Source organism: uncultured Negativicoccus sp. (assembly GCF_902480485.1).
Classification (GTDB): Bacteria; Bacillota; Negativicutes; order Veillonellales; family Negativicoccaceae; genus Negativicoccus; species Negativicoccus succinicivorans.
The window spans coordinates 1-12,502 of record NZ_CABSTC010000039.1 but is presented as its reverse complement, the minus strand read 5'-3'; the positions used below and the strand labels follow the sequence as shown (position 1 = coordinate 12,502).

Below are 12,502 nucleotides of genomic sequence, written 5' to 3'. Positions count from 1 at the left end.
ATAAAAGAAGTATGAATCGTAATTTCACGCATCTTAATGTCCTCGCATCGGCGTGACTACATACCGGTAATCCGGATCGTTTTCCTGTTCCACAAGCATCGGTCCGTTTTGCAGAATATGCAGCGTAATTTTATCGCCTGTCGAACGTTTTAAAATGTCGAGCAGGTAGAAACAGTTGAACACGATTTCCAATGCTTCTCCCTCATAATTTACCGGTACGGTTTCTTCCGTGCTCCCTACTTCGGCGCTCGTCGCGCTGATTTCCACACTGTCGTCGCCCCATTTTAAAGTGACGGTTTTATACGCCATATTGCGCGAAATTAATGCCGCGCGTTCCAACGCCGCGGTAAATTCACGCCGATCGATAACCGCCTTCGCATCAAAACGTGCCGGGAATACGCGTTCATAATCCGGGAATTCGCCCGCAATCAAATTAGACATAAAGTATACGCCCGCAAATTCGAATGCGACATAATCACGGTGCCAGGAAATCGTCACATCGACCGGTTCATTTGTCGGTAACAAACGCACCACATCAGCGAGCACGCGTTCCGGGATCACCAGCCGTACCGGCTGCGCCAACGCATCCGCCAGCGCCACTTCCCGCAATGCCAAACGGTGCGTATCGGTGGCGACCATGCGCGCCGTTCTCTCCCCCGCCTCCAGCAAAATACCACTAAAAATCGGACGTTGATTGTCACCCGCCACAGCGAATTGCGTCAGACTGTACATATCGCGCAGCTGATCGCTCGGCAACGTGAATTGTTGCGGATGATCCAATTCATCCAAATGGGGAAATTCACCGGCAACGCCGGTTACCATTTCATTTTCACTGCGTCCCGCGCGAATCAATAATGTGGATGCGCCGGTTTGACTTTGTATTTCCACCGTACCCGCCGGCAATTTTTTAATCAATTCCGGTAAGTACGCGGCCAGTACGACCGTTTCACCGGGTTCGGTGACTGTCGCCGGCGTGCGGACCCGCACACTGACCTGGTAATCCGTCGCTTGTATTTCCAAGATATTGTCGGCAGCGCTCAATAAAATTCCCGCGTACGCATTGTTACCGACTTTCGGTGCAGCGGCACGGCTTACTTGATCCAATGCCGTTTGTAAAGCTTGTGTGGGTAACGATAATTGCATGATGGCCTCCTTACGATGGCGATGTTTTGATTGTTTGCAGTTAAATAATAGCAGTAGTAGTAGACGCGGTGGAAAAGTGGATAAGATGGACAGACCTTATAAATCTTATTCGCATCCATGTGAATAAAGTCGTGGATAAAAGCTCAAATTTCGCTCCTTATCCCTCATGTGTATCCGTTAAGTGGATAACATCAATGGTTATCCACATCCTCTTCGCCCTTCATCCGCTGGTTATCCGCCGGTCAGAAATTGCCGGATCTGTTGCATCTCTTCCTGCAGTTTAATATTGGTCTGCAGTTCTTTATAAATTTTGTCATAGGCGTGCATGACGGTCGTGTGATCATTTTTGTTGAACGCCGCCGCGATTTCTTTGAAGGATAAATCCAACATTTCACGGCAGAGAAACATGGCAATTTGCCTCGGGAAAACGATATTTTTCGGACGTGTTTTGCCGACCAGTTTATCGCGACGAATTTTATAAAAGCTCGCGACTTCGTTGATGATGACATCCGGATTTAAAATAATGCGTCGTTCCGTGGGCAAGATATCGGCCAGCTGCTGCTGGGCCCACTCGACGGTAATCGGCTCCGGCGACAGTGACTGTAATGTGGCGATGCGATTAAACACGCCCCCCAGTTCCCGAAAGTCTTCGGTAAAATTTTCCGCGAGAAAGGATACGACTTCGGTCGGAATCGAAATGTCCGCCGCGGCCGCTTTTTTCTGTAAATAGGCGCTGCGGATTTCAAAGTCCGGCGGTTGAATTTCGACGACCAGACCCATGCGGAAACGTGAGATCAGTCGCTGCTCGACTTTTTCCATATTTTCCGGCAGCCGGTCGCAGGTCATGACGATTTGTTTCTTGCTGTTCAGCAGTTCGTTGAACGTATGAAAAAATTCCAACTGCGTGCCGTCTTTTTTGCCGAAAAATTGCACGTCATCAATGAGCAGATAATCAACGGAACGGTATTTTTCCCGGAAGGCGCGGTTATGTTCCACGCCTTTTTGCGTCAGCGCGGAAATAAAATCATTGGTAAAATCTTCGCTTGTGAGAAATAAAAATTTCTTTTCCGGCGTGTGGGCGCGGACATAGTTGCAAATGGCGTGCATTAAGTGCGTCTTGCCGAGGCCCGAGGGACCGTAGATGAACAACGGGTTTTGGTACTGCGCCGGCTGTTGCGCGACGGCGAATGCCGCGCTGCGCGCCAAGGTATTGGAATTGGAAACGATGAAATTGTCAAAGGTGCAAGAGGGATCGATGGGAATCGAACGCTTGCCGAAGTTACGTTCATTTTCCGACACGGCGGCTACTTGTGTGTCTTGTGTGGCAGCGGTCGAAGTAGCGATCGGTAAAGTGGTCTGCTCGACGGACGGTGTCGGTCGGGTGAAAATCGGCACCGGAGGTTCGGGCAATGTAGAAGTTTCCGTGGAATTTGTCGACGGCAACGGCGATGTCGGTACGTCCGTCGCTTGGGGCAAGGTGATTTGCAATGTGAGCGGCCGCGCCGCCACTTCGTTGACAGTCGCCTGCAAATCGCTCAAGAGATTTTGTTCCAGCCAAATTTTTAAAAACGGTTTACTCACCTGTGCCGTCAATGTGTCTTCCGTTAATGTCAGAGGCAAGACATGCGACATGAGCCAGTTCAGCATCTCCGGGGAAATCCGTTCGCCGAGCCGGGCAAGTACGGTTTCCCAAAAATCAAAAATATCGGTCATAACATTCTCCGTGAAATTGGTGAAAATGGTGGAAATAAAAGGAAAAGCATTATAAAACAAGGGTTCAACACTGTGGACAATGAGGATAAGTTGGTGGACAACTCCGTGTAAATGTGTCTTTATTTTAGCAGATATCCACCGATTTTAAAATAGCGCACACAAAAACCGGTCGGAAAGTTTCCGACCGGTTTTTCAGCGGCTAGACAGTTGCCGGTGTTTTTTTCACGAATTTCACATAGCAGAGCGCCAGGATAAAACCGACGACCGCAAACGATACCCAGCCCAAACCGTAATCAAATAACGGTAAATTCGTTGCCATCCAGTTCGTAAGAGCCGGCATTTCAAAACCGGCGGTGCGCAACCCGTCATAGAGCGCGGGAACCAATGTAAAGAGTTGAGTAATAAAGTAGCCCGCCTGGCGATTGTCAAAAAGCGGTGCCAAAAACGTCAGCGCCATCATGACCATTGTCAGCGGATACAGGAACATCAGTACCGGAATCGCGGCGGAAATGATCGTCGACAAACCGAACATACCGATGACCGCGGAAAATACGGAAAAGACGCTCACCCACACACGATACGAAAGCGCCGGTACCAATTCGTTGAAGTACGTCGAGCAGGACGTGATCAAACCGATGCTTGTCGTCAGACACGCCAAGATGACGATGATGGCTAAAATGAATGCGCCCGGATCGCCAAAGTAAAATTGCGTCGAAAGCGAGAGAACCGGCGCGCCCGTTTCCTGCATACCGATGCCGGTGACGCTGGTTGCCCCGATGTTGCCGATAAAGACGTAGACAACGCCCAGGCAGATCGCGGCAATCAAACCGGATTTAAACGTAGCCGCCGCGATATCACGTTCAAATTCCGCGCCGTACTGTTTGACGGATTTGACGATGATGATGCCGAAGACCAAGGACGCCAACGCATCCATCGTGTTGTAACCGTCCAGGAAACCTTGCGCAAATGCCAGACCGGAAGTAGCGTATGTCGCGGTCGGAGCCTGCATCGGTCCGATCGGCGAGAGAAGGGATTTCACGATCAGTATGCCGAGGAATAAAAGTAAGAGCGGCGTCAATACTTTACCGATACGCGAAACGAGTTTGGCCGGTGAAATGGAGAACCACCACGAAAGACCGAAGAACACGGCGAGAAAAATCGACAATTCCAAATTGCCCGTGCCGGCACCCAAAAACGGTTTGATGCCGATTTCATACGACACCGTTCCCGTACGGGGGATGGCGAAAAACGGTCCGATCGTCAGGTACAATAAAATCGTAAATAAAAGACCGAAGACGGGATGGACACGCGACGAAAGATCCTGCAGGTCACGACTGCCGGAGTAGCCGATAGCCATGACGCCCAACAGGGGCAGACCGACGCCGGTAAACAAAAAGCCCAAAATCGCTTCCGGAAAATTCAAACCGGCATTTTGTCCCAGAGAGGCCGGGAAAATCAAGTTTCCCGCTCCGAAAAATAATGCAAATAACATGAGACCTATGGATACATAGGCAGAACGAGAAATAGTCCGTCCTCGCATTTTTCATCACCCCTTAAAAGATATTTCACTAATTATAACACAGGCTGACAACACTTCAAGCAGAAAATAAAGGAAAATAAAAATTTTACTGAAAAACCTTTTTATATACATTGAAAAACAAAGCATTTTTTGACAATGACAAGCCTTTTGATTGACAGCGACAAACTTTTTCAATATAATTACTTTGTTATGGTATGAACTGATTCACCTAATGCTAGAAGGAGGTGCAGACATGAAACGGACGTATCAACCGAATGTGCTTTGGCGCAAACGTACCCACGGTTTTCGGGAACGTATGAAAACTAAAGGCGGCCGCATGGTCTTGAAAAGAAGAAGATTGAAAGGCAGAAAAAAATTATCCGCCTAAGCGAGAGGCGATACAAAGAACTTGGCCTCGGCCAAGTTCTTTGTATACATAAGGGACGGTTGTCATGCACGAATTGAAAAAAGCAGATCGAATTACGCAGGGCTATGAGTACCGGCGTGTCTATCAGCACGGTCGTGCCGTGATTGCCAATCGTCTGGTACTGTATGTGCTGCCGCGACAGGGCGAACCCACACGGGTCGGCTTTGTTACCGGCAAAAAGGTAGGCAATGCGGTCGCTCGAAATCGTGCGCGCCGTTTGCTTCGTGAAGCGTATCGCCTGCATCGGCCGCAGCTGAAGCCGGGTTATCACTTGGTTTTGGTGGGACGCAAGCGGTTGGCGCAAGCGTCATACGCGGAAGCGGAGCGGGATTTATTATATGTGCTCAGAAGGGCGAAGCTTTTGCAATGTTGACGCGTACTTTAATCGGTATGATCGACTTTTACCGGCGCTTTCTTTCACCGTTGAAACCGCCGACATGTCGGTTTTATCCGACGTGCAGCAGCTATGCCCGCGAAGCGATACTGCGCTTCGGACCCGGACGGGGAAGTTGGCTGGCGTTGCGACGCCTGCTGAAGTGTCATCCCTTGCATCCGGGAGGCTATGATCCTGTGCCGCCTGCCCGCGCATCCTTAAAGGAGGAACCGAGTGAGTATATTCAGTGACGCCATTGATTTCTTAGCGTCGATTATGCAACATTTTTTATCGTTTTGTTACGAATTGACGCAGATGGCGGGATTCCCGAGTTACGGGATCGCAATTATTGTAATGACGATTCTGATTCGCGTGCTGCTTTTGCCGCTGGCGATTAAGCAGATCCGCTCGATGAAGAGCATGCAGGAAATGCAGCCGCGCATTCAGGAGATTCAAAAGAAATATAAAGGGGATCCGCAACGGATTCAAATGGAAATGACGAAGATGTATCAGGAGCTGGGCGTCAATCCGTTGTCGGGGTGCCTGCCGATGCTGATTCAGATGCCGTTTTTGATTTCGATTTTCTACGCGTTGCGCAGTTACCAATACGATCCCGAACATATCAGCTTTTTATGGCTGCCGAGCCTGGGCGCGACCGATCCGTTCTATATTTTACCTGTTTTGTCCGCGCTGTCGACGTTCATCATGCAAAAGCAAACGATGAGCAGCAACAATCCGGCGGGTTCTATGGCGGCGCAGCAGCAAAAAATCATGCTGGTCTTTATGCCGCTTTTCATCGGCTACATCAGTTTGAGTTTTCCGAGCGGTCTGGTTATTTATTGGGTCGTTTCCAACTTATTCCAGATGGCGCAACAGTTTATCATGTTTCGTGAAAAGCCGAAGGGAGCAGGTGCCAAATGAGCCATCCAATCGAGTTTACGGGCAAAACCGTGGAAGAAGCTACCGCGAAAGCGTTAGCAGAGCTGCAAGTCGCGCGCGGTGAAGTGAATGTAGATGTACTGTCGGAGGGGTCAAAGGGTATCTTCGGTATCGGCGCTAAAGAGGCGCGCATCCTGGTTACCAAATTGTATGGCGAGATGACGGAACCGGAAGTCGATGAAGAGATTGCGAAAGCGGATTCTATCGTACCGCGCGAAGAATTGACGGAAGCGTCGGAGCGTCAGGCTCAAATGTCCGCAGGTCTCGAAGCCGCCACGGGTATCGAAGTGCAAAACGAAGAGCCGGTCATCGAAACGTCGGCGACCGTCGAAGAGGAGCCGCAAGCAGCGGAAGAGAAAGCTGGAGCGGATGCAGCGGAGAACGATGAGGCGGTGACAAATCATCGCGCCCAAAGCGCATTTTCGGCGGATGAACAGGCGGAAACGGCGCAGCGCGCTAAAGCCTTTTTACAATCCGTCACCGATGCGATGGGCCTCGATGTGATGATCGAAAAACGCCTTACGACGGAACGGATTTTATTACAATTACACGGCCGCGGGTTAGGCGTTTTGATCGGTAAACACGGCAAAACGTTGGACTCGTTGCAGTATCTGACCAATTTAGCGGCCAATCAGAGCGGTCGCGGTCGATATTTCGTCATGCTCGACGTGGAAGATTACCGCGAACGTCGGCAAGCGACGCTGGAATCATTGGCCATTCGCATGGCGAACCGCGTCAAACGCAGCCAACGCCCCTTGGTGTTGGAGCCGATGAATGCGTACGAACGCAAAATCATTCATCTGACATTGCAGGACGATCCGGACGTCTACACGAAGAGTGAGGGCGAACTGGATAATCGCCACTTGGTGATTCACTACAAGCAGTAAACGCATTACAGACCGGGGCGATCCCGGTCTTTCTTTTTCTAAGGAGAATTATGTATAACGAAGATACCATTACCGCGATCGCAACGCCGTTCGGCACGGGCGGAATCGGTATTATCCGGATCAGCGGGCCGGAGGCACTGGTGCTCGCCGCGCGCGTTTTTCGGCCGTACACGTCGCTCGACTGGAGTAAGGCGCGCGGTTTTCGGGCGCATTACGGTCATATCGTAGCGGACGGACAAACGATGGACGAAGGCATTTTGCTCGTCATGCGCGCGCCGCGTTCGTATACGGGTGAAGATGTCGTGGAGTTGCAACTGCACGGCGGGATGTTGGTGTTGCAGCGCAGCTTGCAGCTTTGTCTCCAAGCGGGCGCGCGCTTGGCGGAACGCGGTGAATTTACCGAACGCGCCTTTTTGAACGGGCGTATTGATTTGACGCAGGCGGAAGCGGTGGATGATATTATTACCGCGAAAAGCGAAGTCGGCCTAGGCGTGGCGGTCGGCCAATTGACGGGGAAGCTTTCCCGTTGGGTGGAAGCGACCGGCGCGGCGGTGACCGAGCTCGTGGCTTCGTTGGAAGCGGTAATTGATTATCCCGAAGAGGATTTGGCGGAGCTGACGCCGGCGGAAATCGATACGAAACTGACCGCGATCATCACTGAATTGGAAGCGATGATCGCCCGCGCGGCGGCGGGAAAAGTTTGGAAAGAGGGCTTGAAAACCGTTATCGCGGGTTTACCCAATGCGGGCAAATCAAGCCTTTTGAATCAATTGCTGGCGGAAGAGCGCGCGATTGTGACGGATATTCCCGGCACGACACGCGACACGATTACGGAATCGGCGCTGATTCACGGTATTCCGCTGGTGCTTGTGGACACGGCGGGCATTCGTGAAGCGAGCGACCAAATTGAACAAATGGGAATTGCGCGTACGCACCGCGAACTCGCGCAGGCGGATTTAATTCTCGCCGTGTTGGATGCATCGCAGCCGCTGACGGCGGAAACACGCGCATGGCTTGCGACCTTGCAAAATAAAGCGGCGATTTTACTTTTAAATAAAACGGATTTGCCTTTGCGGGCGGATCTTGCCGAGGTGAAGGCGCTCACCGGCGCTATCCCGCAGGTAGCGATCGCGGCGCGTACGGGTACCGGTATGGACGAGCTAGGCAACGCGTTGGCGACCTATGTCGAGCAACACCGGCTACAAGCCGGCGCGGACAGCGTTCTTTTGACGAACGTACGCCAGGAGGATTTGGCGCGTCGGGCGCTCGCTTCCTTGCGCTCCGCGCAGCAGGGTCTGCATGAAGGTTTGATGGAAGATTTGATTACGGAAGATTTACGGGCGGCCTGGGACGCGTTGGGTGCGATCGTCGGGCGGAACCCGGAGGCAAGTATTACCGATGAAATTTTCCGACGTTTTTGCGTCGGCAAGTAAGGGGAAGAACATGTACGAAGTAGCAAGTTACGATGTGATCGTGATCGGCGCCGGCCATGCGGGCTGCGAAGCGGGCCTTGCCGCGGCGCGTTTGGGCGCGCGCACATTATTGTGCACGATCAGTTTGGAAAATATCGCGATGATGCCGTGTAATCCGGCGATCGGCGGTCCGGGTAAGAGCCAGCTCGTGCGGGAGCTGGACGCGTTGGGCGGACAGATGGGGATAGTCGCCGATGAAACGGCGATTCAGATGCGCATGCTGAACCGCGGCAAAGGTCCGGCCGTCCATGCATTGCGCGCGCAAAATGATAAAAATGCGTATCATCGCCGCATGAAACAAATCGTTGAAAACGAACCGCGTCTGGACGTCAAACAACTGATGGTAACAGATCTTCTGGTAGAGGACGGTCGCGTAACCGGTATTAAAACGGAGCTGGATGAAGCGTATCGCGCAAAAGCGGTTGTCTTGGCGACAGGAACGTATTTACAAGGTGAAATCCTGATTGGAACGCATAAGTACAGCGGCGGTCCGAACGGCTACCGCGCGAGTTTGAAACTTGCCGATTCATTGCGAGAGCATGGCGTCGAACTGCGTCGTTTCAAAACGGGCACGCCGAGTCGCGTCGATCTGCGTACGCTGTCACTTGAGCGCATGGAACGTCAGGACGGCGACAGGGATTTCCACACGTTTTCCTTTTTATCCGAACGCAAAGACCGCAACGCGACTTGTTGCTGGCTGACTTATACCAATGCGGAAACGCATGCGATTATTCGCGCCAACTTAGATCGAGCTCCTTTATATGCGGGGCTGGTGCACGGCGTCGGCGCGCGCTATTGTCCTTCGATTGAAGATAAAGTGGTGCGCTTTGCGGATAAAGAACGGCATCAACTTTTCATCGAGCCGGAAGGTTTGGAAACGAACGAAATGTATGTCCAGGGCATGTCGACATCGCTGCCGATGGACGTGCAGTATGCTTTTTTGCGTACGATTCCCGGCTTGGAGCATGTCGAAATCATGCGTCCGGCGTACGCGATTGAATATGAATGTCTGGACCCGTTGCAGCTGACGGCGGGCTTGCGTTATAAAAAATGCGACGGACTTTTTTCCGCCGGCCAGGCCAACGGAACATCGGGTTATGAAGAAGCCGCGGCGCAGGGTTTCATCGCCGGCATTAACGCGGCGCATTATGTACTCGGTAAAGAACCGTTTACGCTGACGCGCGCGCAAGCCTACATCGGCACGCTGATTGACGACTTGGTGACGAAGGGTACGAATGAACCGTATCGCATGATGACGAGCCGCAGTGAATATCGTCTGCTGTTGCGTCAAGACAATGCGGATTTGCGTTTAACGCCGCTCGGGCGTACACTCGGTTTAGTAAGTGACGAGCGTTGGGCGCGGTATGAAGCGAAACGCGCCGCGGTGGAAGAAGGGCATCGAAAGTTGAACGAAACGATGCTTACACCGACAGCGGAAACGAATGCCTATCTCACGAGTTTGGGAAGCGCCGCGCTAAAAACCGGCACGACCGCCGCGCAATTATTGCGGCGACCGGAGATTTCGTACAGGGATATCGCGCATTTACTCGGGTGGGACGCCCCGGGCATCGATGTACGGGAAGAGCTGTCTGTTTCGACCAAGTACGAAGGTTATATTACGAAACAGGAGGAACGCATTCGCCGTCAACAGAAAATGGAAACAACGCAACTCGCGGATGATTTGCCGTACGATACGTTGTGCGGCATTTCGATCGAAGCGCGGCAAAAGTTGCAGCAGATCAAACCGGCCACGTTAGGTCAGGCCTCGCGCGTTTCCGGCGTTTCGCCGGCGGATATTACCGTATTGATGATTTATTTGGAGCAGCAACGGCGCCAGGGAGTCAACTATGATGCCTGAAACGACAACGCTCAGCCCGGAACAAATAACAGCGGCGGCAAAGTCGCTGGGGATCGCCTTGACGCCGGAGCAAAGCCAGGCGTATGCGGCGTATTATACTGCGGTAATCGAGCAAAATCGGGTGATGAATTTGACATCGATCACCGAGCCGCAGGAATTTTTAGCAAAGCATTATATTGATTCGTGGTTAGGCTACGATCCCGCGTATTTTCCGGCGCGCTCACGCGCGCTTGATCTCGGTACGGGCGGCGGATTTCCGGGCGTCCCGTTAGCCATTCTTACACCGGATGTCGAATGGACGTTGCTCGATTCCGTCGGTAAAAAATTGCGTTTCGTCGTTGACGCCGCGCAAAAAATCGGCCTGACGAATGTGCAGATTCTCCATGAGCGCGCCGAGTTTGCCGGGCAGGCGAAAGAATATCGCGAACAGTTTGCGGTGGTGACGTCGCGAGCCGTCGCCGATTTGCGCGTGCTCTGCGAATGGGCGTTACCTTTTGTGGCCCGAGACGGTTATTTTCTGGCTTGGAAGGGGCCGAAAGGCGCGGAGGAAGCGAGCGCTGCGCAACGTGCCGTTCGGGAACTCGGGGGCCAGTTGTGCGAAGTCCGCAAATTGCAGCGCGGCGAATGGTTTGATGAGCGCGTACTCTGCATTATTCAAAAAGTACAGGCGACGCCGAAGCGTTTTCCGCGCGCGCCGGGCAAAGCGGTGAAACAACCTTTATAATATAAGTGACAACGATGGAAATTAAAGTGAGGAGGAAGGCCCATGGACGCCAAGCGGTATCTCGTGCATCACAAAGATAAGTTGGATTTGAAAAATATTCCGACGGTTCCCCCGGAAGAGGCGGATAAACAGACGGTGAAAGAAGAATTGCTTCCGGAAGTCCTGGAAGAACTGAAAGCTTACCAGGAACGACTTTATGCCGAAAATAAACATGGCATTGTCGTCGTTTTGCAAGCGATGGATGCGGCGGGTAAAGACGGTCTTATCAAGCATGTCTACACCGTTCTCAATCCGCAAGGCGTACGTGTTGCCAACTTTAAACAGCCGTCGAGTGAGGAGTTGGATCGCGATTATCTCTGGCGCGTCAATCGGGCTTTACCGCGGCGTGGCGAAATCGGCATTTTCAACCGCTCCCATTATGAAGACGTCATCGTTACGCGCGTACACAATTTATTAAAAGATCAGAATTTTCCGGGCAGCGATGTCGAAATCGACAGGGAATTTTGGCAGGAGCGCTTCCGCCAAATCAATGATTGGGAACGCTACTTATATGAAAACGGCTATTTTATGCTGAAGTTTTTCTTGCACGTTTCTAAAGAGGAGCAGGCGGAGCGGCTGATTGATCGGATCAAACGGCCGGAAAAAAATTGGAAATTTTCCATGGCCGATATCAATGAACGCAAGTATTGGAACAATTATCAGCATGTGTATGCGGATATGATTCAGGCTACGTCGACGAAGTACGCGCCCTGGTATATATTGCCGGCGGATAAGAAATGGTACACGCGTTACTTGGCGGCCTTACAGCTGTTGAAACAATTAGATCCGCAATTCCCGGAACTATCCGGCGCGGAAAAGGAACATTTGGAGCACTGGCAAAAAGTCTTGGCGAAAGACAAAAACATGACCTTGGAAGATTTATTCGGATAAAAAGGCCGTCTGCGGACGGTCTTTTTTTATGCGGACGGAAGAAAAAACAAATCGACTTTTGACGAAGTGGCGTCGATCGGTATGGTATACTATAAAGTACGAATAGAAATGGAGGTGCCACGGTGGGCAAAATTATTGCCATCATGAATCAGAAAGGCGGCAGCCGGTCAAGCCGTACTGTTAGTGGATATGGACGCGCAGGGAAATGCGACCAGCGGCCTGGGGATCGACAAAGACCGAATCGAGAGCTCCGGTTATGAAGTGCTGATCGAAGGGGCATCCGCCAAAAAAGCATGCGTGCCAACCGCCGTGGAGGGTTTATCCGTTTTGCCCGCGACGATTGCGCTGGCGGGCGCGGAAGTGGAATTGGTCAACATGGTTTCACGTGAAACAAAATTACGTGACGCCTTGGATAAACTGAAAAAGAAATTTGATTATATCTTAATCGACTGCCCGCCTTCGTTGGGACTTTTGACGGTAAATGCGTTAGTCGCGGCAGGCTCGGTATTGGTACCCA

13 protein-coding genes are annotated in these 12,502 nt (G+C 51.8%); 10 read left to right on the top strand and 3 right to left on the bottom strand.

Annotated features, from left to right (window positions below; all coding sequences use genetic code 11):
- Window positions 1-33: 33 nt before the first annotated feature.
- The 3 genes from dnaN to brnQ all read right to left on the bottom strand — a co-directional run bounded on the left by dnaN (window position 34) and on the right by brnQ (window position 4,396).
- Complete coding sequence (gene dnaN / locus RDN69_RS04405) at window positions 34-1,143, bottom strand: DNA polymerase III subunit beta (protein WP_024048371.1); 1,110 nt, start codon at window positions 1,141-1,143, stop codon at window positions 34-36.
- Between the two features lie 231 nt (window positions 1,144-1,374).
- The gene (gene dnaA / locus RDN69_RS04400) at window positions 1,375-2,856 is read right to left on the bottom strand and encodes a chromosomal replication initiator protein DnaA (RefSeq protein ID WP_024048372.1); all 1,482 of its coding nucleotides are present in this window, start codon (window positions 2,854-2,856) and stop codon (window positions 1,375-1,377) included.
- Window positions 2,857-3,055: 199 nt separating this feature from the next.
- A complete protein-coding gene (gene brnQ / locus RDN69_RS04395; protein ID WP_024048373.1) occupies window positions 3,056-4,396 on the bottom strand; it encodes a branched-chain amino acid transport system II carrier protein in 1,341 nt (446 codons plus the stop codon).
- A gap of 232 nt (window positions 4,397-4,628) precedes the next feature.
- Between brnQ and rpmH the strand changes: the two genes are divergently transcribed.
- From rpmH to RDN69_RS04345, 10 genes are all read left to right on the top strand, one after another.
- The gene (gene rpmH / locus RDN69_RS04390; RefSeq protein ID WP_034437160.1) at window positions 4,629-4,763 is read left to right on the top strand and encodes a 50S ribosomal protein L34; all 135 of its coding nucleotides are present in this window, start codon (window positions 4,629-4,631) and stop codon (window positions 4,761-4,763) included.
- Between the two features lie 64 nt (window positions 4,764-4,827).
- Entirely contained in the window at window positions 4,828-5,175 is a 348-nt protein-coding gene (rnpA, locus tag RDN69_RS04385; RefSeq protein WP_024048374.1) for a ribonuclease P protein component, read from the top strand.
- Window positions 5,169-5,426 (top strand): membrane protein insertion efficiency factor YidD, encoded by a 258-nt coding sequence (gene yidD / locus RDN69_RS04380; protein ID WP_034437158.1) that lies wholly within the window; start codon window positions 5,169-5,171, stop codon window positions 5,424-5,426. The genes rnpA and yidD overlap by 7 nt, the downstream gene beginning before the upstream one ends.
- A 25-nt stretch (window positions 5,427-5,451) precedes the next feature.
- Window positions 5,452-6,096 carry a YidC/Oxa1 family membrane protein insertase gene (locus RDN69_RS04375; RefSeq protein ID WP_081944116.1) on the top strand — a complete coding sequence of 215 codons (645 nt, stop codon included), beginning with the start codon at window positions 5,452-5,454 and terminating at the stop codon, window positions 6,094-6,096.
- Window positions 6,093-7,001: an RNA-binding cell elongation regulator Jag/EloR gene (jag, locus tag RDN69_RS04370; RefSeq protein ID WP_024048376.1), complete on the top strand. Its 909-nt coding sequence runs from the start codon at window positions 6,093-6,095 to the stop codon at window positions 6,999-7,001. Before RDN69_RS04375 ends, jag begins: the two co-directional genes overlap by 4 nt.
- Window positions 7,002-7,051: 50 nt before the next feature.
- On the top strand, window positions 7,052-8,434 hold the full coding sequence (gene mnmE / locus RDN69_RS04365) for a tRNA uridine-5-carboxymethylaminomethyl(34) synthesis GTPase MnmE (RefSeq protein ID WP_273259428.1): 1,383 nt from the start codon (window positions 7,052-7,054) through the stop codon (window positions 8,432-8,434).
- A gap of 10 nt (window positions 8,435-8,444) precedes the next feature.
- Window positions 8,445-10,331 (top strand): tRNA uridine-5-carboxymethylaminomethyl(34) synthesis enzyme MnmG, encoded by a 1,887-nt coding sequence (gene mnmG / locus RDN69_RS04360; RefSeq protein WP_288218287.1) that lies wholly within the window; start codon window positions 8,445-8,447, stop codon window positions 10,329-10,331.
- Window positions 10,321-11,055 (top strand): 16S rRNA (guanine(527)-N(7))-methyltransferase RsmG, encoded by a 735-nt coding sequence (gene rsmG, locus RDN69_RS04355; protein ID WP_024048379.1) that lies wholly within the window; start codon window positions 10,321-10,323, stop codon window positions 11,053-11,055. Before mnmG ends, rsmG begins: the two co-directional genes overlap by 11 nt.
- A gap of 42 nt (window positions 11,056-11,097) precedes the next feature.
- Window positions 11,098-11,985, top strand: coding sequence for a PPK2 family polyphosphate kinase (locus RDN69_RS04350; protein WP_288218286.1), 888 nt, complete (start codon window positions 11,098-11,100; stop codon window positions 11,983-11,985).
- A gap of 189 nt (window positions 11,986-12,174) precedes the next feature.
- The coding region (locus RDN69_RS04345) for a ParA family protein (RefSeq protein ID WP_288218288.1) at window positions 12,175-12,502 on the top strand (328 nt) is incomplete at its 3' end.

Excerpts from the sequence above, each read along its gene's own strand:
- dnaA (WP_024048372.1), bottom strand. The coding sequence starts at position 2,856 with ATGACCGATATTTTTGATTTTTGGGAAACCGTACTTGCCCGGCTCGGC.
- brnQ (WP_024048373.1), bottom strand. The coding sequence starts at position 4,396 with ATGCGAGGACGGACTATTTCTCGTTCTGCCTATGTATCCATAGGTCTC.
- RDN69_RS04350 (WP_288218286.1), top strand. The coding sequence starts at position 11,098 with ATGGACGCCAAGCGGTATCTCGTGCATCACAAAGATAAGTTGGATTTG.
- rsmG (WP_024048379.1), top strand. The coding sequence starts at position 10,321 with ATGATGCCTGAAACGACAACGCTCAGCCCGGAACAAATAACAGCGGCG.
- mnmE (WP_273259428.1), top strand. The coding sequence starts at position 7,052 with ATGTATAACGAAGATACCATTACCGCGATCGCAACGCCGTTCGGCACG.
- dnaN (WP_024048371.1), bottom strand. The coding sequence starts at position 1,143 with ATGCAATTATCGTTACCCACACAAGCTTTACAAACGGCATTGGATCAA.
- mnmG (WP_288218287.1), top strand. The coding sequence starts at position 8,445 with ATGTACGAAGTAGCAAGTTACGATGTGATCGTGATCGGCGCCGGCCAT.
- jag (WP_024048376.1), top strand. The coding sequence starts at position 6,093 with ATGAGCCATCCAATCGAGTTTACGGGCAAAACCGTGGAAGAAGCTACC.
- RDN69_RS04375 (WP_081944116.1), top strand. The coding sequence starts at position 5,452 with ATGCAACATTTTTTATCGTTTTGTTACGAATTGACGCAGATGGCGGGA.
- rnpA (WP_024048374.1), top strand. The coding sequence starts at position 4,828 with ATGCACGAATTGAAAAAAGCAGATCGAATTACGCAGGGCTATGAGTAC.
- rpmH (WP_034437160.1), top strand. The coding sequence starts at position 4,629 with ATGAAACGGACGTATCAACCGAATGTGCTTTGGCGCAAACGTACCCAC.
- yidD (WP_034437158.1), top strand. The coding sequence starts at position 5,169 with ATGTTGACGCGTACTTTAATCGGTATGATCGACTTTTACCGGCGCTTT.